Here is a 22,408-nt window from a genome sequence, read left to right on the forward strand (position 1 = left end):
GAGGACCCCTGCGAAGCCTCAGCCGACCTTCGCGGCCACCAGCAGGCCGTCGCCCAGCGGCAGGATCACCGGCACCAGGCGGTCGTCCTCGCGGACCGAGCGCGCCACCTCCCGCATCGCGACCGTGTCCGGGTCGCGGTGCGACGGGTCGACCACCCGGCCGTGCCACAGCACGTTGTCGAACGCGATCACGCCACCCGGCCGCAGCAGCCGCACGCCCTCCGCCAGGTACTTCGGGTACTCCGACTTCGCCGCGTCCACGAACACCAGGTCGTACGCGCCGTCGGTGAGCCTGGGCAGCACGTCCAGCGCCCGACCCATGATCAACCGGGTCCGCGACACCGCGATGCCCGCCTCCGCGAACGCCACCCGCGCCGCGCGCTGGTGCTCCGGCTCCACGTCGATCGACGTCAGCACCCCCGCCGCGGGCATGCCGCCGAGCAGGTACAACGCGCCGACACCGGCCCCGGTGCCGATCTCCACCACGGCCTTGGCCTGCAACGCCGCCGCGAGGAACCGCAACGCCGCCCCGCCGCCGGACCCGATCGGCACGCACCCCAACTCGGCGCCACGAGCCCTGGCGGCCGTGATGACGGCGTCCTCGGGCAGGTAGCGCTCCACGTACTCGCGCGTCGGCGCATCCACAGCACGAAGGCTAACGCCGCCGGCGGCGGTTCGGGTGAATCTCGCCGACAACCCGGATTCTCAGCCTGCTCTCAGCCGCCTCTCACGATGGTTATAAGGGAGAAGGTCAGACTGGCTCCAACGCATGACGAGCAGGACCAACGGGAACACGTCAGGGGAGCCGAGCGTTGACCCGTGCAGCAGGGCAGCCAGCCCAGTGGAGGTGCTTAACCGCCCGATGCCAAAGCAGCCGACCGCCGCACTGACCGCGCCCATCGAGGACGCGGACTGGATCGCGCCCTCGTGGGACCAAGTTGTGCGCGAGCACGCCGACCGGGTGTACCGGCTGGCCTACCGCCTGTCCGGCAACCAGCACGACGCCGAGGACCTCACCCAGGAGACCTTCATCCGGGTGTTCCGCTCGCTCGCGTCGTACAAGCCCGGCACGTTCGAGGGCTGGCTGCACCGCATCACCACGAACCTCTTCCTCGACATGGCCCGCCGCCGCTCGCGCGTGCGCATGGAGGCCCTGCCCGAGGAGACCGACCGCATCCCCGGCGACGACCCGACGCCGGAGGAGATCTACGACGACACGCACCTCGACCCGGAGCTGCAGGCCGCGCTGGACGAGCTGCCGCCCGAGTTCCGCGCCGCCGTCGTCCTGTGTGACGTGGAAGGGCTCTCCTACGAGGAGATCGGCGCCACCCTCGGCGTCAAACTCGGTACCGTGAGAAGCAGGATCCACCGGGGCCGCCAGGCCCTGCGGGTCGCACTGGAACGCCGTCGGGGTCTGGCCCAGGAGGACTCTGCATGACCGACCTGCGAGGTTGGCAACTGCCCGAGCAGCACCTGCTGCCCGACGCGGTCGTCGCCTTCGTCGACGGCGAGCTGTCCGCCTCGGCGCACAACAGGGCGTCCGCGCACCTGCAGCGCTGCCCTTTCTGCGCGGCCGAGGCGTACTCGCAGCAGCAGGCCCGCTCCGCGGTGCGCGCCGCCGACGCGCCGTGCGCGCCCGCGAGCCTGCTGGCCAGGCTGGGCGCGATCCCGCAGGAAGTGGAGCTGCCCAGCGCGCCGGACGGCCTCGCGGTCAGCGAGGACGGCCAGCTCGTCACGGTCCAGCGGCCCGACCGGGTCGCGTTCGGCAGCGGTCCCGTGCTGGGGTCCGGCCGCCCTTTCGGAACCGGCGGCGGTAGCCGCTTCGGAGCCGGTCTGTTCGGGGGACGACGTGCCCGCCAAGGCGCCGGCGTCGTCGTCTCCGGTCTCATGCTCGGCGCGCTCGCCCTGGTCGCACCGGGCAGCGAGGACAACGCGCCGCCGCCCGCCCAGGGCAACTCGCCGCAGCCCTCGCCCGTGGTCGCGCCGTCGTTGACCGACGACCGCGAGCCCGTCGGCGTGCTGCGCCCGGCCGCGGACACCGGCCTGCCGGGCCGCTGACCGGCCCGCTGACGGCAACTTCACCGGTCACCCGGCACGATTGCCCCGCGACAACCATGGTGTGACGACGTGCGGGGAGCGATGAGCGAGCCAGAGCAGGGCAACGGGACCCCCAGGTCGGGCGTGGACGACGGGGCGCACCGCAGGCTCGCACCCCGTCCGCTGAACCGCCCGGCCGTCGACCTCGGTCAGCAGGCCGTGTTCGGTCGACCGCGGGGCGTGGCGGGCGCGTTCTCCGCCGACCGCCCGAGCCCGAACGGCAACTCGTCCGTGCGACTCGCGCCGCCGCCACCGGAAGCGCTGAGCACGGCGTTCGGCCGGCCCCGCGGCGAGGACGACACGCTGCTGCAACGCCCGCCGGTCGACCTGAACGGCGAGCCCGAGGTGGAGCCCGTCTTCTGGGAGGGCAAGCCGGCGGGCGACTCGTGGCGCGACCCGGGCGCGTCGGCCGTCATCGGCCCGCCCGCCGTCACGGAGCAGCCCGACACCGAACCCAAGCCGGAGCCGCCGGCCGGGCCGCAGCTCAGCGTGCCCGAACTGCTGTTCGGGCGGCGCGTCAAGCCGATGGCCCTGGTGCTGCTGATGGTGGCGGCGCTGGTGATCGGCGCGGGCGGCGGCGTGGTCGGCTGGCTGCTGGGCCGGGTCGGCAACCCGCTCACCGACGGCGGCGTCACGCTCGCCGAGGTCAAGCCGGGCAAGGAGCGCCCGGTCGGGTCGGTCGCCGAGATCGCCCAGCGCGTCACGCCCAGCGTCGTGTCGATCGAGTTCAAGGGCGCGAACGTGGCCGGCGTCGGCTCCGGCGTGGTCATCGACGGCGAGGGCTACGTGCTGACCAACGACCACGTGGTCGCCCCGGCGGTGCAGGACACGTCGGCGAAGCTGACCGTGGTCTTCACCGACGGCAAGCGGGCCGTGGCGCAGGTCGTCGGCCGCGACTCCAAGACCGACCTCGCGGTGATCAAGGTCGAGGTGGACAACCCGACCGTGCTGCAGTTCGGCGACTCCGACGAGCTGGCGGTCGGTGACACCGTGCTCGCGATCGGCTCGCCGCTGTCGCTGTCGAACACCGTGACCGAGGGCATCGTCAGCGCCCTGCACCGGCCCGTGACGGCGGCGGGCGAGAACGGCGGGCCGCAGGTCACCTACGACGCGATCCAGACCGACGCGGCCATCAACCCCGGCAACTCCGGTGGCGCGCTGGTCGACTCGTCCGGTGCGCTGGTCGGCATCAACTCGTCGATCCGGACCGAGACCGGCGGCTCGGTCGGCCTCGGGTTCGCGATCTCCGGCAACTACGCGCGCAAGGTGTCGCAGGCGTTGATCCGCGACGGCGAGGTCAAGCACGCGGACATGAACATCAACGTGCGGTCGGCGTCGGCGGAGACCGCGGAGGGCGCGCAGGTGCAGAACGTGCCCGAGGGCGGCGCGGCCGACGCGGCGGGCATCGAGGAGGGCGACGTGATCACGCGCGTCGGCGACCGGATGGTGCGCAACGCCGCGGAGCTGACCGTTGCGGTAAGGGACCATGAAATCGGCGAGACGGTGCCGGTCGTGCTGGCCAGGCAGGGTCGCGAGCTGACCGTGCAGGTGACTTTGCGGTCCGACTGACGGCTACGCTGGCGGTCAGGGCTTGGGGCGCGGAAGGTGGGGCACGAGGGTGTTCGACAGCATCGGGTGGCTTGAGATCCTCGTCATCGTCGTGGCGGGCCTGTTCATCCTGGGCCCGGAACGACTGCCCGACGCGGCCGCGTGGGTCGGCAAGACGGTCCGCCGGGTGCGCGACTACGCGACCGGCGCGCGGGAGCAGTTGAAGCAGGAGATGGGACCGGAGTTCGAGCAGCTGCGCAAGCCGCTCGAGGACCTCCGGGAACTGCGCAACTTCGACCCCAAGCGCGCGATCACCAAGCACTTGTGGGAGGACGAGCCGAGCGAGAAGCCGAACGGCCACCCCACCGTGCCGCCGGTGCGCGACACGACGAGCCGGGACCGTCCCCTGGAGCGCGGCGAGCGTCCCCCGTACGACCCGGACGCCACCTGACACGCACCCGGGCCGCCGCTGACCGCGGTGTGCCGAACGGGCTGTCCGCACTGTCACGGCCCGGAATTGTCGTACCCGGCCGGCAGAATCAAAGCAGGGGTCCCCTTGGCGGGGACCCCTGCGATGCGTTCGAGGGGGAGCGGGTCGGTCAGGCGACGCCCCGGCCGCGGTGGGTGGTGGTGGTCGGGGTGCCGGTGATGGTGAACTGCGAGCCCGGTTCGACGACGACCGCGCCGGCGGCGGAGTTGGTGATCCGCACGTTGGTCAGGGTCGCGCTGCCGCGGGCGCCGCCCATGGCCAGGATGCCCGCCCCGTTGTTCGAGCGGTCGATGAGGACGTTGCCGATCACCACGCCCGGCACGTTGCCGCCGCCCGTCTTGAACTGGATGCCGTCGTAGGTCGAGTCGTGGATCTCGGTGTCGCGGATCGTCACGCCGGTGATGTCGCGGCTCTGCGCGAACAACGTGATCGCGCCGAACTCCTGCGCCTCGCCCCAGAACGCGCCACCCGTCCGGAACAGGGCGTTGTTGGCGATCAACGTCTGCCCGGAGAACGGCAACGGGTCGTGGTCGGTCGCCAGCATGATCCCGGGGTAGTTCATGGTGTCGTGGATCAGGTTGTTCTCGACCCTGTTGCCGTAGCCGCCGTAGATCGCGACGCCGTTGGCCCGCCACGGCAGCTGGATCGTGTTGTTCACGAACGCGTTGTCGTGCGCGACGTCGACCGCCTGGTCCTTGACGTACCGGTTGGCCCACACCGCCAACGAGTCGTCGCCGGTCGTCCGGAACGACGAGTTGAACACCCGCGAGTTGCGCGTGCCGTTGGTGAAGTTGATGCCGTCGGCGTAGGTGTCGCGGATCCTCATGCCGCTGAACTCGACCCCGTCGGCGGGACCCCACAGCTCCGGGATGTTGTCGTAGTCACGACCGACCCACACGCCGACGTTGGCGTGCTCGATCCACACGTTCGTGATCTTCGTCCCGGCGCCGAACCGCCCGTTGAGGCCCACGCCGCCCTCGGCGCCGCCCGCGCCGCCGCGGATCCGGCCCGAGCCGAAGATCGCGATGTCCGAGATCTTCGTGTTGGCGTCGATGTCGAACCCGAAGTTGCCCTCGTGCGGGTGGTTGATGCCGCCCTGGGCCAGGTGCGGCTCGGTGAGCGTGTACAGCTGCGAGTGCCACATGCCCGCACCGCGGATGGTGACGTCGCGGATGCCCACCTGGTTGTGCTGCCCCCGGTCGAGCGGGTCGTCGGTCAGGATCTTCCTCTCCTGCCGCCACTGCCCGGCCGGGATCCACACGCAGCCGATCACGCCGTTCTGGTCGTCGGTCACGGCGCGCTGGATGGCGTCCGTGTCGTCGCCGCCGTCACCCGGCACGGCGCCGTAAGCGGTGATGGACGTGCAGCCGGCGGGCTGGTCGGTCGGCGGCGCCACCTGCTCCAGGTCGATCAGGTCGATGACGTAGAACGCCGCCGCGTCACCCGCGTCGCGTTGCAGCTTGAACCGGGTTCCGGCCGGGTAGGTCCGGGCCAGCAGGGCGTTCGCCTCGTCGAACAGCCGCCGCGCGTCGGCCTGCGGCGTGTTGGTGAGCCCTTCGGGGTCGTCGGTGTTGCCGTAGAGCCAGCTGTGCTTGGACGACAACGTCAACTTCCGCACGAACACGTCGTCGGCGTACAGGCTGATGGTCGCCTCGATGCCGCCGCCTCCGGGCGCGTCCGGGATCGAGTTGCGCACCACGATCGAGTTCGACGCGATCGTCGACGTGAACTCCACGAACTGGCCGGTGCCGTCCAGCCGCACGGACTTGCGGCCCGACGACTCGGTGGCGAAGTTGGTGTGCCCGAACCGCCGCAGCGGGTCGGCTTCCAGCAGGGTGCCCTGGTACCGGGCGGCTTCCGCCTCGTGCTCGACGTACGGCACCGCCGCGCCGCGACCGACCACGATCGACTGCGACGTCGCGTTGTTGGTCTCGTTCGTCTCGGCGACGACGCCGGTCGCGTCGGCGGTGGCGGTGATCGTCGCGCCGCCCGCGGTGGCCGTCCACGTGCCGCCGACCGGCACGGTCACCGTCGCGCCCGCCGCGATGGCCGGGCTCTGCCCGGTGAGCGTGACGCCGCCGACCGCGACCCGCGTGACGGTGCCCGCGCCGACCGCCGACGTGCCGCGGTTGTGCACCGACACGGTGAACGACACCGGCGCGCCGACGGCCGGGTTCGGCGGGGTGGGCGTGATGCCGACGACGGTCAGGTCCGGGCCGGGCGCCTGCGCCACCACCAGCGGTGACGGCGCGGTGTGCGCGTTGTTGCCGTTGTCCTGCTCGACGACGGCGTCGGTCGGGTCGACCACCGCCCTCACCGGGTAGCTGCCCGTCGCCCGCCTGCCCGCGTTCACCGACACCGCGGCCGACGCGCCCGCGGCCAGCCCGGCGACCGGCGCGCTGCCGACGACCGTGCCGCCGAGGCTGAAGTCGACCGAGGTCGCGCCGGCGGCGGCCGTGCCCGTGTTGCGGACCGTGGCCGTGAGGGTGACGGCGTCGAGCTCCGACGGACTGGCCGGCGTCCACGACACCGCCGCGACGGTCAGGTCCGGGTTCGGCGCCGGCGTGCCGACGACCTGGAACTCGGCCACCTGCCCGCCGGGCGCGCCGGTGTTGCCGAAGAACTCCAGCCGCACGTCCGCGACCCGGCCGGCGACCGCGACCGTCACCGAGTTCTGGTTGCCGGCCGGGCTGAACGCGTGCTCGGCGCGGGGGGCCAGCGACGTGAAGCCGGTCGCGCCCTGCTCGCGGCCCAGCACCTGGAAGCTCTGCGTGCGCGGCCCCCACACCGGGTCGGGGTTGAGCTTGACCACGACCGCGCTCACGTCGGCGTTCGCGCCGAGCTTCACGGTCAGGGTGGCCGACTGGCCGCCCGCCTCCCAGTACGTGGCGACGTTGCCGTCGTTGGCGTTGGTGGCGACGAACCCGAACGTCGACGACGACGCCTCGATCGGCTTGCCGGCCGCGAGGTTCGTGCCGCCGCCCTGGCCGACGCGCGTCACCGCGTTGCTGTCGCCGGACACGTTGCCCGCCGCGTCACGCGCCCGCACGGTGTAGGTCACGGTGGCGGTGGCCGGTTGGCTGTCGGTGTAGGTCAACGTCGTGCCCGGCACGGTGGCGCGCGCCGCGCCGTTGGCGAAGACGGTGTACCCGGTCACGCCGGTGTCGTCGGTGGACGCGGTCCAGCTCAGCCGGACCTGCCCGGCGGCGGGCTCGGTCAGCGACAGCCCGCCCGGCGCGGTCGGGGCCTGCCCGTCGCCGGTGGTGGCGCCGTAGACCTCGAACTCCGAGACCTGGGCGGCGGGCCAGCCGGTGTTGCCGGTGACGTGCAGCCGCACGTGCCGGGCGGCCCTGGCGGCGAAGTCGATGGTGGCCGTGTTGCCGCTCGCCGGGGTGAACACCCGTGCGGCGGACGGCGAGAGGTCGGTGAACGTGGCGCCGTCCGTGCTGCCCTGGACGGCGAGCGTCTGCGTGCGCTCGCCCCAGCCGGTCGGCAGCTTCAGCACGACCCGGCTCACGCCGGCGGTCGCGCCGAGGTCGACCTGGAGCCACTGCGGGAACGCGTGGTTCGCGCTCTCCCAGTAGGAGGCCTGGTTGCCGTCGGTGGCGTTGGCCGCGGGGTAGCCGGCCTGCGAGCCGCTCGCCGACGTGCTCTTGCCCGCGGCCAGGTCGACCGCGATGGCGGTGACGTCGCCGGGCGCTCCCGAGGCGGGGGAGAGGCCGAGCGCGGTCAAGCCGACCGCGAGGATGCCGCCGATCAGTCGCCGGCTGCGCTGCTTCCGTGTCATCGGTGTCCTCTTCGTTGGGGACGACGGTGCGCTGACGGCAGACTGCGGCGGAGCGCCTGCCGCTAAGTTGCGAGTCGATATGGAGATTTTGAGCTCTGACTGTCAACTTCTTGCGGGGTTGAGTACAAAGGTTTCAGACGGGCGGCGGTTCGTCAACGGCCGACCGGACGCGGGCAGCACGAAACGGGGGCCCCCGGATCGGGAGCCCCTGTCGTGGGGTTCAGGCCGTCAGCGGCCGGCGGGCGAGACGTTCAGCAGGCGGCCGGCGAGCCCGCGCGACCGCGTCGACAACTTGCCGGCCACGGTCGTCAGCACCTGTCCGGCGGCCGACTCCGGGTGCGCCAGCACGATCGGCGTGCCCGCGTCGCCCTGCTCGCGCAGCCGCGGGTCGAGCGGGACCTGGCCCAGCAGCGGCACGTCCGCGCCGACCGCCTGGGTCAGCGAGTCGGCCACGACCTGCCCGCCGCCCTCGCCGAACACGTCCATCCGGGTGCCGTCCGGCAGCTCCAGCCACGACATGTTCTCGATCACGCCGGCGATCCGCTGCCGCGTCTGCAACGCGATCGACCCGGCCCGCTCCGCCACCTCGGCCGCCGCCTGCTGCGGCGTCGTCACGACCAGGATCTCGGCGTTCGGCACGAGCTGCGCCACCGAGATGGCGATGTCGCCGGTGCCCGGGGGCAGGTCGAGCAGCAGCACGTCCAGGTCGCCCCAGAACACGTCGGCCAGGAACTGCTGCAACGCGCGGTGCAGCATCGGGCCGCGCCACACGACCGGCGTGTTGCCCGGCGTGAACATGCCGATCGAGATCAGCTTCACGCCGTGCGACTGCGGCGGCATGATCATCTTCTCGACCTGCGTCGGCCGCGCGTCCGTGCCCAGCATGCGGGGGATGGAGTGGCCGTAGATGTCGGCGTCCACCACGCCGACGGACAGCCCGCGCGCGGCCATCGCGACGGCCAGGTTCACCGTCACCGACGACTTGCCGACGCCGCCCTTGCCCGACGCGACGCAGTAGACCCGCGTCAGCGAACCGGGCTGGGCGAACGGGATCACCGGCTCCTCGACGCCGCCGCGCAGGGTCTTGCGCAGCTCGGTGCGCTGCGCGTCGCTCATCACGTCCAGCTCGACGCGGACGCCGGTCACGCCGTCGAGCGCGGACACGGCGCCGGTCACGTCGGCGGTGATCTTGTCGCGCAGCGGGCAGCCGGACACGGTGAGGAAGACCGCCACGTCCACGACCCCGTCGTCGCCGACCACGACGCCCTTGACCATGCCGAGGTCGGTGATCGGACGCCGGATCTCCGGGTCCTGGACACCGGCCAACGCCTTCTGCACGTCGTCAACGGTAGGAAGAGTCACGGGAACGCCTTCGCGAGAGGTGGTGGGACCGCCATGCTACGGCGGGCCGTGCACCTCCAAGCTACCGGTTGGTCACCTCGGATCCGGGGGCAGCGCGCACCCGGTTGCGTGCTTTCCGTAACATTGGTATCCGTGCCGGAAACCGGATCTGCCCGGTTGCCCACCCGTAGCGAGCTGGGGGTGTGGCGATCCTTCCTCCGGGCGCACGCGAGGCTCACACGGATCCTGGAAGCCGAACTGATCGCCGAGCAACGCCTGTCGCTCGCGGCCTACGACGTCCTGGTCCAGCTCGCCGAGGCGCCGCAGTACCGATTGCGGATGACCGAGCTGGCCGAGGCCGTGCTGCTGTCCCGCTCCGGCGTCACCAGACTCGTCGACCGACTGGAACGCGCGGGCCTGGTGCTGCGGGAACGCGCCGACGGCGACGGGCGCGGCGTGGTGGCCGTGCTCACCTCGCAGGGCCTCGAACGGCTGCGGGTGGCGTCCGGCACCCACCTCACGGGCGTGGTGCGCCACTTCACGGAGACGTTCGACCACGCCGAGCTGGAGGCGTTCGGCCGCACGTGCGACCGGCTGGGCGCCGACGAGCCCTGAGCGTCACGAGGACGGCACGTCGTCCTTGACGTCCGCGGCGGGGCTGTCCCTGCCGGCGCCGTCCTTGCCGGGGTTGTCCTTGCCGGGCCGCTTGCGCTCGCGGAACACGCGTTCCAGCTCGCTGCGCAGGTAGTCGCGGGTCACCACCTCGCCCACGGCGAGCCGCAGCGCGGCCAGCTCGCGGGCCAGGTACTCGGTGTCGGCCTTGGTCTGCGCGGCACGCGCCCGGTCCTCCTCCAACGACACCCGGTCGCGGTCGTCCTGCCGGTTCTGCGCCAGCAGGATCAGCGGCGCGGCGTACGCGGCCTGCGTGGAGAACGCCAGGTTGAGCAGGATGAACGGGTACGGGTCCCAGCGCAGCGTCACCGCGAACAGGTTCAGCGTGATCCACACGATCACCAGCAGCGTCTGCCAGAACAGGAACTTGCCGGTGCCGAGGAACCGGGCGAGCCGCTCGGAGAACCGGCCGAACGCCTCCGGGTCGAGCGACAGCCGGAACCGGCCCTCCGTGCGCGGCTGGTCGAGCCGTCGACGCGGCAGCAGCTCAGGCATGGGACAGCCCCGTTTCGCGCCAGTTGGCCGGCAGCAGGTGGTCGAGCACGTCGTCCACGGTGACCGCGCCGAGCAGGTGGTCGCTCTCGTCCACCACCGGCCCGCACACCAGGTTGTAGGCGGCGAAGTAGCGGGTCACGTCGCTGAGCGACGCCGTCGGCGACAACGTCGCCAGGTCCGTGTCCAGCACGCCCGCGACCAGGTCGGACGGCGGCTCCCGCAGCAGCCGCTGGATGTGCACGCAGCCCAGGTAGCGGCCGGTCGGCGTGGCCGTCGGCGCCCGGCACACGAACACCATGCTGGCCAGCGCGGGCGTCAGGTCCGGGTTGCGCACGTGCGCCAGCGCCTCGGCCACGGTCGCGTCCGGCGCGAGCACCACCGGCTCCGGCGTCATCAGGCCGCCCGCGGTGTCGAAGCTGTACTCCAGCAGCCGCCGCACCGGCTCGGACTCCTCCGGCTCCATCAGCTCCAGCAGCCGGTCCTTCTCGCCCTCGGGCAGCTCCGAGAGCAGGTCGGCCGCGTCGTCGGGGTCCATCGCCTCCAGGATGTCCGCCGCGCGCTCCTCGTCGAGGTAGGCCAGCAGGTCCTTCTGGTCCTCCTCGGCCATCTCCTCGATCACGTCGGCGAGCCGTTCGTCGTCCAGCGCCTCGGCCACCTCGTAGCGCCGCTTGAACGGCAGGCTGTGCAGGGCCAGCGCCACGTCCGCCGCCCGCATCGTCTCGAAGATCGCGACCAGGTGCTGCGCGCCCTGCGGCTGGCCCGCGAGCTCCGTCACCGACAGCCCGGTCAGGTCCTCCCAGTGCAGCACCTGCACCGGCCCGCGGCGGGCCAGCCGGCCGGTGCGCTCCCGGACCGCGACCCGCGTCATCCGCCAGTCCCGGGTGCGGCTGGGCTCCATCGCGGCGTCGACCAGCACCGCCGGCGCGCCGGAGGCGAGCGTGACGCGCGCGTCGAGCAGCTCGCCGACGACCAGCACCTCGTTGGCGCGCTGGTGGAACTGGCGCAGGTTGACCGACCCGGTGGCGAGCGTCACGGCGTTCGGCTCGATCGAGGTGACCCGCAGCATCGGCACGAAGATGCGCCGCCGGGTCGCCAGCTCCAGCACCAAACCGAGCACGCGGGGTGGCTGGCGGTCCACCCGCAGGCCGATGACCAGGTCGCGGACCTTGCCGATCGACTCGCCGTCCGGGCCGAAGACGGGCAACCCGGCGAGCTGAGCGGCGAAGACCCGGTTCACGGCAGGCACGTGATCAGGCTAGTCCGCCGGGTGCCCCGCCGCTGCGTTCCACTGTGGACGCCGGGGACCGGGTTCCCGGTCAGGGCCGCAACGCGTGCGTGATCGCCTCGACCGTGACGGCCATCTCGTCCAGCTCCTCCTCCAGGCACCACAGCCAGGTGTCGACGGCGCGGCAGAACGTCCAGGCGCGGGCGCGTTCGGCGTCCAGCTCGCCGATGTCGCACAGCGCGGCGAACCGGTCGCGCAGGCCGCGTTCGCCGTCGAGCTCGCCGAACCTGTTCCACAGCAACGGGATCACGCCGATCTCGCGGTCGCCGGCCAGCGGTTTCGGGTCGATCATCAGCCACGGCTCGCGGTCGCCGCGCAGCACGTTCTCGTAGTGCAGGTCCTGGTTGACCAGCGTGTTCCCGGCGTGCTCGACGAGGTGGCGGCCCAGTTCGCGCGCCTGCTCGACGACGGCGGACGGCAGCGGGCCGCCCAGGTCGGCGTTGCGCGTGCGCGGGTCGGCGAAGTCGTGGCGGTGGAACTGAGGGCCGGCCGGGACGCGCAGCCGGCGGAGCAGGCCGCCGGTGACGGCCAGCGCCTCCTCGATCGGCGCGTCGAGCAGCGACGCGGTGTGGTCGAGGCGTTCCAGCAGCAGCGCGCCGTGCCGGTCGTCGTGGTCGAGCAGCGCCACCACGCCCTGGCCGTCCCACGCCTCGAGGGCGGTCGGCTCGTGCCGCGTCTCGTCGTCCAGCCAGGTGAGCTTGAGCACGGCCGGGTGGCCGTCGGCGCGGCGCACCGGGAGGACGACGGCGATGTTGCCGTAGAGCAGCGCGCCGTCCGGGGCGAGGCGCCAGCGGGCGCAGAACTTCGTGGCCAGCGAGGGGAGCGAGGCCCGCCACTCCAACGCCTCCTCGCCCAGGATGGCGCCGAAGTCCTCGGGGACGGTGATCACGCGAACTCCAGGCGGTAGACCGACTCCCACGCCGGCCGGCCGTTGAGCCGGGCCGCTCGCAGCGCCGCCAGCGCCTCGTCGTCGGGATCGGCGAGGCGGGCGGTCGCCGTGGCGTCGACCAGGTGGGAGTGGGTGGTGGGCGAGCGGACGGTGACCGTGCACCGGACGCCGTCGGCCAGGCCCGGCACCTGCTGCTCCGTGCCGCCGACGGCGACGAGGAGGCCGCCGTCGCGCCACAGCGCCCACACCAGTCGCGGCTCGCGGCCGTCCGGTCGGATCCACACCGCCGCGGCCTTGCGCAGCGCGTTGTCCAGCACCTGCTCGATCTCCACCGGTTCAGCCTGCCACGGGCCTGTGAGTCGTGACTCACGAAATAGCGGGCGCTACGCGTGCGTGCCACCCTTCGCACAACAGGAGTTACCGGCCGGTACGAGGAGGTACCCACAGTGGTCGACCAGCAGCGTCCCCGTCGCTCGTGTCTGGCCGTGCCCGGCTCGAGCCAGAAGATGATCGACAAGGCTCGCACGCTGCCCGCGGACCAGGTGTTCCTCGACCTGGAGGACGCGTGCGCGCCGCTGGCCAAGCCGGACGCGCGCAAGACCATCGTGGCCTCGTTGAACGAGGGCGGCTGGGGTTCCCGCGCGCGGGTCGTCCGGGTGAACGACTGGACCACCGAGTGGACCTACCGCGACGTCACCGAGGTCGTCGAGGGCGCGGGCGCGAACCTGGACTGCATCATGCTGCCGAAGGTGCAGACCGCGGAGCAGGTGCACGCGCTCGACCTGCTGCTCACCCAGATCGAGAAGACCATGGGCTACGAGGTCGGGCGGATCGGCATCGAGGCGCAGATCGAGAACGCGCTGGGCCTGATCAACGTCAACGCGATCGCCACCGCGTCGCCGCGGGTGGAGACGATCATCTTCGGCCCGGCCGACTTCATGGCGTCGATCAACATGAAGTCGCTGGTCGTCGGCGAGCAACCGCCCGGCTACGACGTCGGCGACGCCTACCACTACATCCTGATGCAGATCCTGATGGCCGCCCGTGCGCACGACAAGCAGGCCATCGACGGGCCGTACCTGCAGATCCGGGACGTCGAGGGCTTCAAGCGCGTGGCCGGCCGCTCGGCGGCGCTCGGGTTCGACGGCAAGTGGGTCCTGCACCCGGGCCAGATCGACGCGGCGAACGAGGTGTACAGCCCGAAGCAGGAGGACTACGACCACGCCGAGAACATCCTCGACGCCTACGACTACTTCACCTCCGAGCAGGGCGGCAAGCGCGGTGCGGTGATGCTCGGCGACGAGATGATCGACGAGGCGTCGCGGAAGATGGCGCTGGTCATCTCGTCCAAGGGCCGTGCCGCGGGCATGGCGCGCACGAACGTGTGGTCGCCGCCGGAGGACTGACCTTCTCCCGGCTCCCGGTCGGCGCGTGGCCGTAGAGTGATCGCGTGGCCGACTGGGAGCTGACGTCGATCGAGGTGGAGGGGTACGCCTCGATCCGCTCGGCGCGGGTGGAGCTCGGCCGGCTGAACGTCCTGATCGGCGCGAACGGCGCGGGCAAGAGCAACTTCGTCCGCGTGTTCGAGCTGCTGGGCCGCCTGGTCGATTCGGACCTGGCCTACTTCGTCGGCTTGAACGGCGGCGCGTCGGCGCTGCTCACCTCCGGCGGGGATCACCTTCGGCTCGTGGTGACCGGTGCTCCGGGCGCCTACGAAGCCGTGCTGGCGCCGGCGAGCAACGACCAGTTCATCTTCGCGCGCGAAGCCCTCGACCTCGTGGATCACGGGATCGTCGAGCTGTCGAGGGGAGGGCGGGAGACCGAGCTGCCGATGGTCACCGACGCCGTGGGATCCGCGGCCCGGCTGGCCGACGCGCTGGGCGACTGCCGCGTCTACCACTTCCACGACACCAGCCGGAACGCGCCGGTCAAGCAACTCGTGCCCACAGCGGACAACGTGGCGCTGCGTCACGACGCGGGCAACCTCGCGGCCGTCCTGCTGGCGCTCTCCGACAGCGACCACCCGGCCGACAAGGCGGGCTACCGGCGGATCGTCGGGGTCATCCGCCAAGTCGCGCCGTTCTTCCGGGACTTCGTCCTCCGACCGGAGAAGAGCGACCGGTTGCGGTTGCGGTGGCGTCAGAACGACTCGGACGCGGTGTTCTCGGCCGACCAGATGTCGGACGGCACGTTGCGGTTCATCTGTCTCGCGACACTCCTCCTGCACCCGCGGTTGCCCTCGTTGGTGGTCCTGGACGAGCCGGAACTCGGGCTGCACCCGTACGCCGTCGTCCAGCTGGCCGGCTTGTTGAGACACGCGGCGGTGCGCAGCCAGGTGCTCATCGCCACCCAGTCCGTCACCTTGATGAACCAGTTCGAGCTCGACGACCTGATCGTGGTCGAGCGGGTCAACGGAGCTTCGGAGTTCGTCCGGCCGGACCGCGAACGGCTCGGTGCGTGGCTGGAGGAGTACTCGCTGGGCGAGCTGTGGGAGAAGAACCTCATCGGGGGCAGGCCGGGCGGGCAGACGTGACCGGTGCCTTCCGGCGGGTCCACCTGCTGGTCGAGGGGCAGACCGAAGAGGTCGTGGCCGACGCCGTCATCCGACCTCATCTCGAAGGGCTCGGATGGGTCACCAGCTTGTCGCTCGTGAAGACCAAGCGGCCTGCGGCAGGGCCGTCGCACAAGGGCGGCGTGACCGGCTGGAGGCAAATCCAGCGGGACATCGGGCTCCTGCTGAACGACACCAGCCTCGACGTGCTCACCACGCTGTTCGACTACTACGCGTTCCCGGCGGACTGCCCCGGCATGGCCGACCGACCGCCCGGTGACGTCTACGGGCGGGTCGGGCACGTCGAGCGGTGTCTGGCGGAAGCGGTGGGTGACCGGCGGTTCCGGCCGAACCTGGTGGTCCACGAGTTGGAGGCGTGGGTGTTCGCCGCCGCCGACGAGCTGGGGGAGTTCCTCGGCACCGGACTCGCCGACCGGCTGCGTGACGACGTCCGGGTAGCCGGAGGCGCCGAGCTGGTCAACGACGGGCCCGCCACCGCGCCGTCGAAGCGGCTGCTCGACTACTGCCCCGGCTACGTCAAGACGGTCGACGGGCCGCTGGCGATCCAAGGGCTGGGCCTGGCACGCCTGCGCGCCGGGTGTCCGCACCTCGACGGCTGGCTGCGCACGTTCGAACAGTGACCGGACGCGCACGGAACGCTGACCCCACCGGTGAGCATGGCCACAACGCGTGGTGCGGATTGGCGATCATGGGGTGCTGCCTGTGCATGGTGGTCGTCGTGTCCAGACATCGAACCCCGCGCAGGCCGTTGTTCCGCCGTCGCCGTGACGACCTGCTCGAGCGCAGCTTCCGGCCCTGCCCGGCCTGCTCGCACGACGTCCACGTGTTCGCCGAGGTGTGCCGCCACTGCGGCGGGTCGTTGGAGTTGACGCGGGCCTGACCAGTGGTCAGCGCGGCGTCGGGGTCGGCAGGTTCCCGACCTCGCGGTACAGCCACACCACCAGCACGACCCACAGCACGACCGCCAGCACCCACAGCACGGTCAGCACCACGCCGATGATGAGGCCGGCCGTCGCCATGCCCCAGCCCTGCTCACCGGTCCGCCGGATCTGCTTGCGCGCCACGATGCCCAGCACGATGCCCGCCGGCGAGAACAGGAACGCCGTGATCAGCGCGGCGATCGCCATCCCGTTGGTCTGCGTGGCCGGCGGCGGGTAGTAGCCCGGCTGCGGCTGGTACGGCTGCGACATGCGATCCCCCTGCGATTCGTGCGGGCGCACAGGTTATCCCGCTGTTTCGGTTCAGCGCGTGGCGATGAGCACCTTTGTCGCGCGAACGGGCGTTAACCCGGCCATACTCGCCGGTAACCCGAGAGCTACGAAGGGAAACGCGATGGCGCGCCTGGCCCGGACCGCAGGACTGACCGACGTCCAGGAGGAGATCCTGTCGACGGTTCGCACCTTCGTGGACAAGGAGATCATCCCGCACGCCCAGGCGCTGGAGCACGGCGACACGTACCCCGCCGACATCGTCGAGGGCATGAAGGAGATGGGCCTGTTCGGGCTCACCATCCCGGAGGAGTTCGGCGGGCTCGGCGAGTCGCTGCTGACCTACGCCCTGGTCGTCGAGCAGATCGCGCGCGGCTGGATGTCCGTGTCCGGTGTGATCAACACCCACTTCATCGTGGCGCACATGCTCAAGCAGCACGGCACGCCCGAGCAGCAGGCGAAGTACCTGCCGCGGATGGCGACCGGCGAGGTGCGCGGCTCGTTCTCGATGTCCGAGCCGGAGCTGGGCTCGGACGTGGCGGCGATCCGCACGCGGGCCGTGCGCGACGGCGACGACTTCGTCGTCAACGGCCAGAAGATGTGGCTGACCAACGGCGGCACGTCCAACCTCACCGCCGTGCTGGTGAAGACCGACGAGGGCGCGGAGAAGGCCCACCAGAACCTGACCACGTTCCTGGTGGAGAAGCCCGAGGGTTACGGCGAGGTCGTGCCCGGCCTCACCATCCCCGGCAAGATCGACAAGATGGGCTACAAGGGCGTCGACACGACCGAGATGGTGTTCGACGGCTTCCGGATCCCGGCGGAGCAGGTGCTCGGCGGCCGGACCGGCCGGGGTTTCCGGCACATGATGGACGGCGTCGAGGTCGGCCGGGTGAACGTGGCGGCGCGGGCGTGCGGCATCGCGCTGCGGTCGTTCGAGCTCGCGATCGAGTACGCGCAGCAGCGCAAGACCTTCGGCAAGCCGATCGCGGAGCACCAGGCCATCGCGTTCAAGCTGGCCGAGATGGCGACCAAGGTCGAGGCCGCCCACCTGATGATGGTGAACGCCGCGCGGCTGAAGGACTCGGGCGCGCGCAACGACGTCGAGGCCGGCATGGCCAAGCTCATCGCGTCGGAGTACTGCGCCGAGGTGACCCAGGAGGCGTTCCGCATCCACGGTGGTTACGGGTACTCCAAGGAGTACGAGATCGAGCGCCTGATGCGCGAGGCGCCGTTCCTGCTCATCGGCGAGGGCACCAGCGAGATCCAGAAGACCATCATCAGCCGGGGCCTGCTGCGCGACTACCAGTCGCGCGGCTGACGCGCGGTTGACCCACGGTTGACGCGCGGCCGGCCCTCGGGGTGGGCGTTGTGCCTGCTCAGGCCCTTAAAAGCTTAAAAGCGTCCTCGCCGGACGGGCAGATCAGCAGGATGACGGCCGGTTCGGTGGTTCTGTGCCGGGTCCGTTGTGGGTCCGGGTTTCGTGTCATCCCACCGACCTCCCTCCGGGCTACCACACGCGTCAAGGGGGCGGTTCCAGCCCATTGTTCCTGTTGGGTGGGGATGTGCCCCCTTGACACGTGCGGTAGGGCAAAGCCAGGTCGGCGGGATGACACGAAGCCCTCCCTTTGGGGAGGTAAGGGCATCAGCGGCCGCACCGCCGGGCCCGTCCGACCCCGGGCCCGACTCGCGACCCCCGACCCGTCCACTGGCACGCCCTTCTCCCAGAAGTAGGGCTTCGTGTCATCCCGCCGACCTGGCGCAGCCCTACCGCGCGTGTCAAGGGGGGCGTAGTTCGCCTTTGCCCACGGCTTCGACTGTGGGCGCCCCCCTTGATACGTGTGGTAGCCCTTGTGGAGGTCGGTGGGATGACACGAAACCCGGACCAACAACGGACCCGCGGCATCCAGCGGTAGTCGGGGTCATCCTGCTGATCTGCCCGTCCGGCGAGGACATGCTTTTCAAGCTTTTGATCTTTCAAGCTCCCACGGCACCCACCGACGGCACCCCACCCGACGGCACGCACGCACCGACCCGCCGGACCCACAATCGCCGGGTCGCCATCGGTCAGTACCACGGTCGGGTGACCTGGTCGGCACCACGATCGGGCGGTCCGGTCAGGACCCCGCACGGTGCGCGGGCCGCCGGGCGGAGGTCACGTTTCGCACCCCTTCCCGGCGACCTGTTTCGCGCCGGTCGCCCGGTGTTGGCAGGATGGGGAGATCAGCACCGCGAAGAGGTGGTCACCGTGACGAGTTCCTTCTCCGGCCAGAACCGACCCGGGGTGCCTCCCCGCCTGCCCACCCCGCCCACCGGCTGGCCCATCGGTTCGTACGGCACCTACGAGGAGGCGCAGCGCGCCGTCGACTTCCTCGCCGACGACGACTTCCCCGTCCAGGAGGTCACGATCGTGGGTGTCGACCTCATGCTCGTCGAACGGGTCACCGGCCGCCTCACGTGGGGCCGCGTGCTGGGCACCGGCGCGGCCTCGGGCGCCTGGTTCGGCCTGTTCGTCGGCGTCCTGCTCAGCCTGTTCAACACCACCCCCGGCAGCAGCCTCGGCCCCATCGTCGCGGGCCTGGTGGTCGGCATCGCGTTCGGCCTGATCTTCGCCGCAGTCGGCTACGGGTCGGCCCGCGGCAAGCGCGACTTCCAGAGCGCCAGCCAGCTCGTCGCGGGCCGCTACGACGTGCTCTGCCAGCCCCGTTCGGCCGAACGCGGCCGTGACCTGCTCGCCAAGCTCGCCATGCGCCCCTCCGACGCCGGCAAGGCCGGCCAGGACTGAGGTCGAAGACCGAGGTTTACCGCACCACCGGACCGGGTAAGGCCGTTCCGGGCTCCGGTGGTCGCGGCACCTGGTCACCGGGCCTACGTTCGTTCCACCGGTCGGTTCGGCCGACCGGTGGGCACGACGAGGTGCCGGGCGTCGCGGTCTGGCTCCTCCGTTGTCGGGAAGGAGGCAGGACCGATGAGGGGCAAGGGTCATCGGTTGGCCGCCGCAGGGGGCGCCGCGCTCATCGCGACGTCCGTGCTGGCGGGCTGTGGTTCGGGTGACGGCGGGATCACCATCAACGTCTACAAGTACCCGCAGGAGAACTTCCAGAAGATCGTCGACGACTGCAACGGGCGGGCCGCCGGCTACGAGATCGTCTACCACAAGCTCCCGCGCGAGGCGGACGGCCAGCGCGAGCAGCTGGTCCGCAGGCTCGCCGCCGGCGACGACGACATGGACGTGCTGGCCCTCGACGTCACGTGGACCGCCGAACTGGCCGAGGCCGGCTGGATCAGGGAGTTCACCGGCCCGACCAAGGAGCAGGTCGAGGACGGCACGCTGGAGACGCCGCTGGAGACCGCCCGCTACGAGGGCAGGCTCTACGGCGCTCCGGACAACACCAACGTCCAGCTCCTCTGGTACCGCGGCGACCTCGTGCCGACCCCGCCGACGACCTGGTCGGAGATGATCGAGATGGGGTCGCGGCTCGAAGCGGACGGCAACGACGAGACGCCCGGCCTCGTCGCCGCGCAGGGCAAGCAGTACGAGGGCCTCGTCGTCCTCTACAACACCCTGGTCAACACCGCCGGCGGGCAGATCCTGGACGAGAGCGGCACCAAGGCCGTCCTGGACGACGGCGCGGTCAAGGCGCTCGAGGTGCTCAAGCAGTTCGCCACCTCCGACGTGGTGGACCCGTCGTTCTCCAACGCCGCCGAGGACGACGCCCGCCTCGCCATGGAGAACGGCAAGGCCGCGTTCCAGCTCAACTGGCCCTACATCTACGCCGCCGCGCAGTCCGTCCCCGACCTCGCGCCGAACCTGAAGTGGGCGCCCTACCCCTCCATCGACGGCGGACCGGCCGAGGTCACCGTCGGCGGCATCAACTACGCGGTCAGCGCCTTCTCCCGGCACCCCGACGAGTCGTTCGACGCCATCACGTGCCTGCGCAGCGCGGAGCACCAGAAGTTCGCCGCCATCAACGACGGCGTGCCGCCCACCATCGAGTCCGTCTACGACGACCCGGAGATGGCCGAGCCGTACCCGATGAAGGAAGCGATCCTGGAGACGCTGAAGAACGCGGGCACCCGCCCGCGGACCCCCGCCTACCAGAACGTCTCGACCGTCATCTCCACGATCCTCTCGCCTCCGGCCGACATCGACCCGCGGCGCACGGCCGACCGGCTGCGCACCGAGCTCCAGGACGCGCTCGACTCGAAGGGGGTGCTGCCGTGAGCCACGCGCTGGACGCCGAACCGGCCGCCACCGGACCCAAGCCGTCGCCCCAGGCCAAGGCCGCGCTCAGCGAGGGCAAGAAGGCCGAACGCCGGCTCGGCCTGCTGTTGTGCGCGCCGGCGATCCTCATCATGGCCGCCGTCGCCGGCTGGCCGATCCTCTACTCGTTCTGGCTGTCGCTGCAGCGCTACGACCTGAAGTTCCCGGACCGCACCGAGTTCGTCGGCCTGGACAACTACGTCACCGTGCTGACCAACCCCTACTGGTGGAACGCCATGTGGGTGACGGTGCTCATCACGGTGGTGTCCGTGGCGGTCGAGCTGGTGCTCGGCATGGCGCTGGCGCTGATCATGCACCGCACGCTGGTCGGCCGGGGCATCGTGCGCACGTCCACGCTCATCCCGTACGGCATCGTCACGGTCGTCGCCGCGTTCTCCTGGCGCTACGCCTGGACGCCCGGCACCGGCTACCTGGCCGAGACGCTCGCGGGCGGCGAGCCGGTGCTCACCGAGAAGATCCCGGCGATCATGGTCGTGACGCTGGCCGAGATCTGGAAGACCACGCCGTTCATGGCGCTGCTGCTGATGGCGGGCCTGGCCCTGGTGCCCGACGACCTGCTCAAGGCCGCCGCGATGGACGGCGCGAGCGCGTGGCAGCGGTTCACCAAGGTCATGGTCCCGGTGATGAAGCCCGCGATCCTGGTGGCGCTGCTGTTCCGCACGCTCGACGCGTTCCGCATCTTCGACAACCTGTTCGTGCTCACGGCGGGCTCGCAGGGCACGTCGTCGGTGTCGATGCTGACCTACAACAACCTGATCAAGGGCCTGAACCTGGGCATCGGCTCCACCATGTCGGTGCTGATCTTCATCGCGGTGGCGATCATCGCGTTCGTGTTCGTGAAGCTGTTCGGGACCGCAGCGCCCGGCGGCGACGGCGGGGGGAGGCGCTGATGGCGGGCATCGGCGGGGCCGTGACCACGGGCCGCAAGGCGCGCTGGACCGTCCTGAACGTGCTGGTGGTGGCGTACGCGCTGGTCCCGGTGCTGTGGATCGTGTCGCTGTCGTTCAAGACCAAGGAGACCTTGGCGGACGGCAACTTCATCCCGCGCGCGTGGACGTTCGACAACTACAAGGCGATCTTCGCCACCACGGAGTTCGTCCGCGCGCTGGTGAACTCGATCGGCATCGCGCTGATCGCCACGGCCGTCGCGGTCGTGTTCGGCACGATGGCCGCCTACGCGATCGCCCGGCTCGACTTCCCCGGCAAGCGGCTGCTGGTCGGGGTGTCGCTGCTGATCGCGATGTTCCCGCAGATCTCGCTGGTCTCGCCGCTGTTCGAGATCGAGCGGTCGCTCGGGTTGTTCGACACCTGGCCCGGCCTGATCCTGCCCTACATCACGTTCGCGCTGCCGTTGGCGATCTACACGCTCTCGGCGTTCTTCCGCGAGATCCCGTGGGAGCTGGAGAAGGCGGCGAAGATGGACGGCGCGACGCCCGGCCAGGCGTTCCGCCGGGTCATCGCGCCGCTGGCCGCGCCCGGTGTGTTCACCACCGCGATCCTGGTGTTCATCTTCTGCTGGAACGACTTCCTGTTCGCGATCTCGCTGACCTCGACCGAGAGCTCGCGCACGGTGCCGGTCGCGCTGTCGTTCTTCACCGGCAGCTCGCAGTTCGAGGACCCGACGGGATCGATCGCCGCGGCCGCCGTGGTGATCACGATCCCGATCATCGGATTCGTGTTGTTCTTCCAGCGTCGGATCGTCGCCGGGTTGACCTCCGGCGCCGTCAAGGGGTGAAGCA

The 22,408-nt window shown here is 71.1% G+C and carries 22 protein-coding genes; 14 read left to right on the forward strand and 8 right to left on the reverse strand.

Annotation, left to right across the window (positions count from 1 at the left end):
• Positions 1-18: 18 nt before the first annotated feature.
• Positions 19-645: an O-methyltransferase gene (locus AB0I91_RS09340; RefSeq protein WP_498774362.1), complete on the reverse strand. Its 627-nt coding sequence runs from the start codon at positions 643-645 to the stop codon at positions 19-21.
• Positions 646-862: 217 nt separating this feature from the next.
• Between AB0I91_RS09340 and sigE the strand changes: the two genes are divergently transcribed.
• The 4 genes from sigE to tatB all read left to right on the forward strand — a co-directional run bounded on the left by sigE (position 863) and on the right by tatB (position 4,096).
• A complete protein-coding gene (gene sigE, locus AB0I91_RS09345) occupies positions 863-1,438 on the forward strand; it encodes an RNA polymerase sigma factor SigE (RefSeq protein WP_498774364.1) in 576 nt (191 codons plus the stop codon).
• Complete coding sequence (locus AB0I91_RS09350) at positions 1,435-2,058, forward strand: anti-sigma factor family protein (RefSeq protein ID WP_498774366.1); 624 nt, start codon at positions 1,435-1,437, stop codon at positions 2,056-2,058. The genes sigE and AB0I91_RS09350 overlap by 4 nt, the downstream gene beginning before the upstream one ends.
• An 81-nt stretch (positions 2,059-2,139) precedes the next feature.
• Positions 2,140-3,666, forward strand: a complete 1,527-nt coding sequence (locus AB0I91_RS09355) for a S1C family serine protease (protein ID WP_499636279.1) — start codon at positions 2,140-2,142, stop codon at positions 3,664-3,666.
• Positions 3,667-3,715: 49 nt separating this feature from the next.
• Entirely contained in the window at positions 3,716-4,096 is a 381-nt protein-coding gene (gene tatB, locus AB0I91_RS09360; protein WP_498774370.1) for a Sec-independent protein translocase protein TatB, read from the forward strand.
• 148 nt (positions 4,097-4,244) lie between these two features.
• On the opposite strand, the gene AB0I91_RS09365 is transcribed toward tatB, so the two are convergent.
• Positions 4,245-7,922 (reverse strand): CARDB domain-containing protein, encoded by a 3,678-nt coding sequence (locus AB0I91_RS09365; RefSeq protein WP_499636281.1) that lies wholly within the window; start codon positions 7,920-7,922, stop codon positions 4,245-4,247.
• A 228-nt stretch (positions 7,923-8,150) separates the two neighbouring features.
• Positions 8,151-9,284, reverse strand: coding sequence for an Mrp/NBP35 family ATP-binding protein (locus AB0I91_RS09370; protein ID WP_498774374.1), 1,134 nt, complete (start codon positions 9,282-9,284; stop codon positions 8,151-8,153).
• A 132-nt stretch (positions 9,285-9,416) separates the two neighbouring features.
• Between AB0I91_RS09370 and AB0I91_RS09375 the strand changes: the two genes are divergently transcribed.
• Positions 9,417-9,878 carry a MarR family winged helix-turn-helix transcriptional regulator gene (locus AB0I91_RS09375; RefSeq protein WP_499610201.1) on the forward strand — a complete coding sequence of 154 codons (462 nt, stop codon included), beginning with the start codon at positions 9,417-9,419 and terminating at the stop codon, positions 9,876-9,878.
• 3 nt (positions 9,879-9,881) lie between these two features.
• Here AB0I91_RS09375 and AB0I91_RS09380 read toward each other — a convergent pair whose 3' ends face one another.
• The 4 genes from AB0I91_RS09380 to AB0I91_RS09395 form a co-directional block, all read right to left on the reverse strand.
• Positions 9,882-10,430 carry a DUF1003 domain-containing protein gene (locus AB0I91_RS09380; RefSeq protein ID WP_499610199.1) on the reverse strand — a complete coding sequence of 183 codons (549 nt, stop codon included), beginning with the start codon at positions 10,428-10,430 and terminating at the stop codon, positions 9,882-9,884.
• Positions 10,423-11,676, reverse strand: a complete 1,254-nt coding sequence (locus AB0I91_RS09385) for a magnesium transporter MgtE N-terminal domain-containing protein (protein WP_498774380.1) — start codon at positions 11,674-11,676, stop codon at positions 10,423-10,425. Before AB0I91_RS09385 ends, AB0I91_RS09380 begins: the two co-directional genes overlap by 8 nt.
• Before the next feature lie 70 nt (positions 11,677-11,746).
• The gene (locus AB0I91_RS09390) at positions 11,747-12,604 is read right to left on the reverse strand and encodes an aminoglycoside phosphotransferase family protein (protein WP_498774382.1); all 858 of its coding nucleotides are present in this window, start codon (positions 12,602-12,604) and stop codon (positions 11,747-11,749) included.
• Complete coding sequence (locus tag AB0I91_RS09395; RefSeq protein ID WP_498774384.1) at positions 12,601-12,936, reverse strand: hypothetical protein; 336 nt, start codon at positions 12,934-12,936, stop codon at positions 12,601-12,603. The genes AB0I91_RS09390 and AB0I91_RS09395 overlap by 4 nt, the downstream gene beginning before the upstream one ends.
• 114 nt (positions 12,937-13,050) lie before the next feature.
• Between AB0I91_RS09395 and AB0I91_RS09400 the strand changes: the two genes are divergently transcribed.
• The 4 genes from AB0I91_RS09400 to AB0I91_RS09415 all read left to right on the forward strand — a co-directional run bounded on the left by AB0I91_RS09400 (position 13,051) and on the right by AB0I91_RS09415 (position 16,056).
• Complete coding sequence (locus AB0I91_RS09400) at positions 13,051-14,010, forward strand: HpcH/HpaI aldolase/citrate lyase family protein (RefSeq protein ID WP_498774386.1); 960 nt, start codon at positions 13,051-13,053, stop codon at positions 14,008-14,010.
• Positions 14,011-14,054: 44 nt separating this feature from the next.
• Positions 14,055-15,137, forward strand: coding sequence for an AAA family ATPase (locus AB0I91_RS09405; protein WP_499636283.1), 1,083 nt, complete (start codon positions 14,055-14,057; stop codon positions 15,135-15,137).
• On the forward strand, positions 15,134-15,796 hold the full coding sequence (locus AB0I91_RS09410; protein WP_499636285.1) for a DUF4276 family protein: 663 nt from the start codon (positions 15,134-15,136) through the stop codon (positions 15,794-15,796). Before AB0I91_RS09405 ends, AB0I91_RS09410 begins: the two co-directional genes overlap by 4 nt.
• 98 nt (positions 15,797-15,894) lie before the next feature.
• Positions 15,895-16,056, forward strand: coding sequence for a hypothetical protein (locus tag AB0I91_RS09415; RefSeq protein WP_157620094.1), 162 nt, complete (start codon positions 15,895-15,897; stop codon positions 16,054-16,056).
• A 7-nt stretch (positions 16,057-16,063) separates the two neighbouring features.
• On the opposite strand, the gene AB0I91_RS09420 is transcribed toward AB0I91_RS09415, so the two are convergent.
• Positions 16,064-16,366 carry a DUF4190 domain-containing protein gene (locus AB0I91_RS09420; RefSeq protein WP_053716250.1) on the reverse strand — a complete coding sequence of 101 codons (303 nt, stop codon included), beginning with the start codon at positions 16,364-16,366 and terminating at the stop codon, positions 16,064-16,066.
• 142 nt (positions 16,367-16,508) lie between these two features.
• Between AB0I91_RS09420 and AB0I91_RS09425 the strand changes: the two genes are divergently transcribed.
• The 5 genes from AB0I91_RS09425 (at position 16,509) to AB0I91_RS09445 (ending at position 22,404) form a co-directional block, all read left to right on the forward strand.
• Positions 16,509-17,705: an acyl-CoA dehydrogenase family protein gene (locus tag AB0I91_RS09425; RefSeq protein WP_498774396.1), complete on the forward strand. Its 1,197-nt coding sequence runs from the start codon at positions 16,509-16,511 to the stop codon at positions 17,703-17,705.
• Between the two features lie 918 nt (positions 17,706-18,623).
• The gene (locus tag AB0I91_RS09430; RefSeq protein ID WP_498774398.1) at positions 18,624-19,169 is read left to right on the forward strand and encodes a YflT domain-containing protein; all 546 of its coding nucleotides are present in this window, start codon (positions 18,624-18,626) and stop codon (positions 19,167-19,169) included.
• A 183-nt stretch (positions 19,170-19,352) separates the two neighbouring features.
• Entirely contained in the window at positions 19,353-20,609 is a 1,257-nt protein-coding gene (locus tag AB0I91_RS09435; protein WP_498774400.1) for an ABC transporter substrate-binding protein, read from the forward strand.
• Positions 20,606-21,559 (forward strand): carbohydrate ABC transporter permease, encoded by a 954-nt coding sequence (locus AB0I91_RS09440; RefSeq protein WP_499610181.1) that lies wholly within the window; start codon positions 20,606-20,608, stop codon positions 21,557-21,559. Before AB0I91_RS09435 ends, AB0I91_RS09440 begins: the two co-directional genes overlap by 4 nt.
• Complete coding sequence (locus AB0I91_RS09445) at positions 21,559-22,404, forward strand: carbohydrate ABC transporter permease (protein WP_498774404.1); 846 nt, start codon at positions 21,559-21,561, stop codon at positions 22,402-22,404. Before AB0I91_RS09440 ends, AB0I91_RS09445 begins: the two co-directional genes overlap by 1 nt.
• Positions 22,405-22,408 lie beyond the last annotated feature (4 nt).

It is taken from the genome of Actinosynnema sp. NPDC049800 (assembly GCF_040656635.1).
Lineage (GTDB): Bacteria > Actinomycetota > Actinomycetes > Mycobacteriales > Pseudonocardiaceae > Actinosynnema.

Coding starts and splice junctions, on each gene's coding strand:
- AB0I91_RS09425 (WP_498774396.1), top strand. CDS start 16,509: ATGGCGCGCCTGGCCCGGACCGCAGGACTGACCGACGTCCAGGAGGAG.
- AB0I91_RS09350 (WP_498774366.1), top strand. CDS start 1,435: ATGACCGACCTGCGAGGTTGGCAACTGCCCGAGCAGCACCTGCTGCCC.
- sigE (WP_498774364.1), top strand. CDS start 863: ATGCCAAAGCAGCCGACCGCCGCACTGACCGCGCCCATCGAGGACGCG.
- AB0I91_RS09365 (WP_499636281.1), bottom strand. CDS start 7,922: ATGACACGGAAGCAGCGCAGCCGGCGACTGATCGGCGGCATCCTCGCG.
- AB0I91_RS09380 (WP_499610199.1), bottom strand. CDS start 10,430: ATGCCTGAGCTGCTGCCGCGTCGACGGCTCGACCAGCCGCGCACGGAG.
- AB0I91_RS09355 (WP_499636279.1), top strand. CDS start 2,140: ATGAGCGAGCCAGAGCAGGGCAACGGGACCCCCAGGTCGGGCGTGGAC.
- AB0I91_RS09435 (WP_498774400.1), top strand. CDS start 19,353: ATGAGGGGCAAGGGTCATCGGTTGGCCGCCGCAGGGGGCGCCGCGCTC.
- AB0I91_RS09420 (WP_053716250.1), bottom strand. CDS start 16,366: ATGTCGCAGCCGTACCAGCCGCAGCCGGGCTACTACCCGCCGCCGGCC.
- AB0I91_RS09445 (WP_498774404.1), top strand. CDS start 21,559: ATGGCGGGCATCGGCGGGGCCGTGACCACGGGCCGCAAGGCGCGCTGG.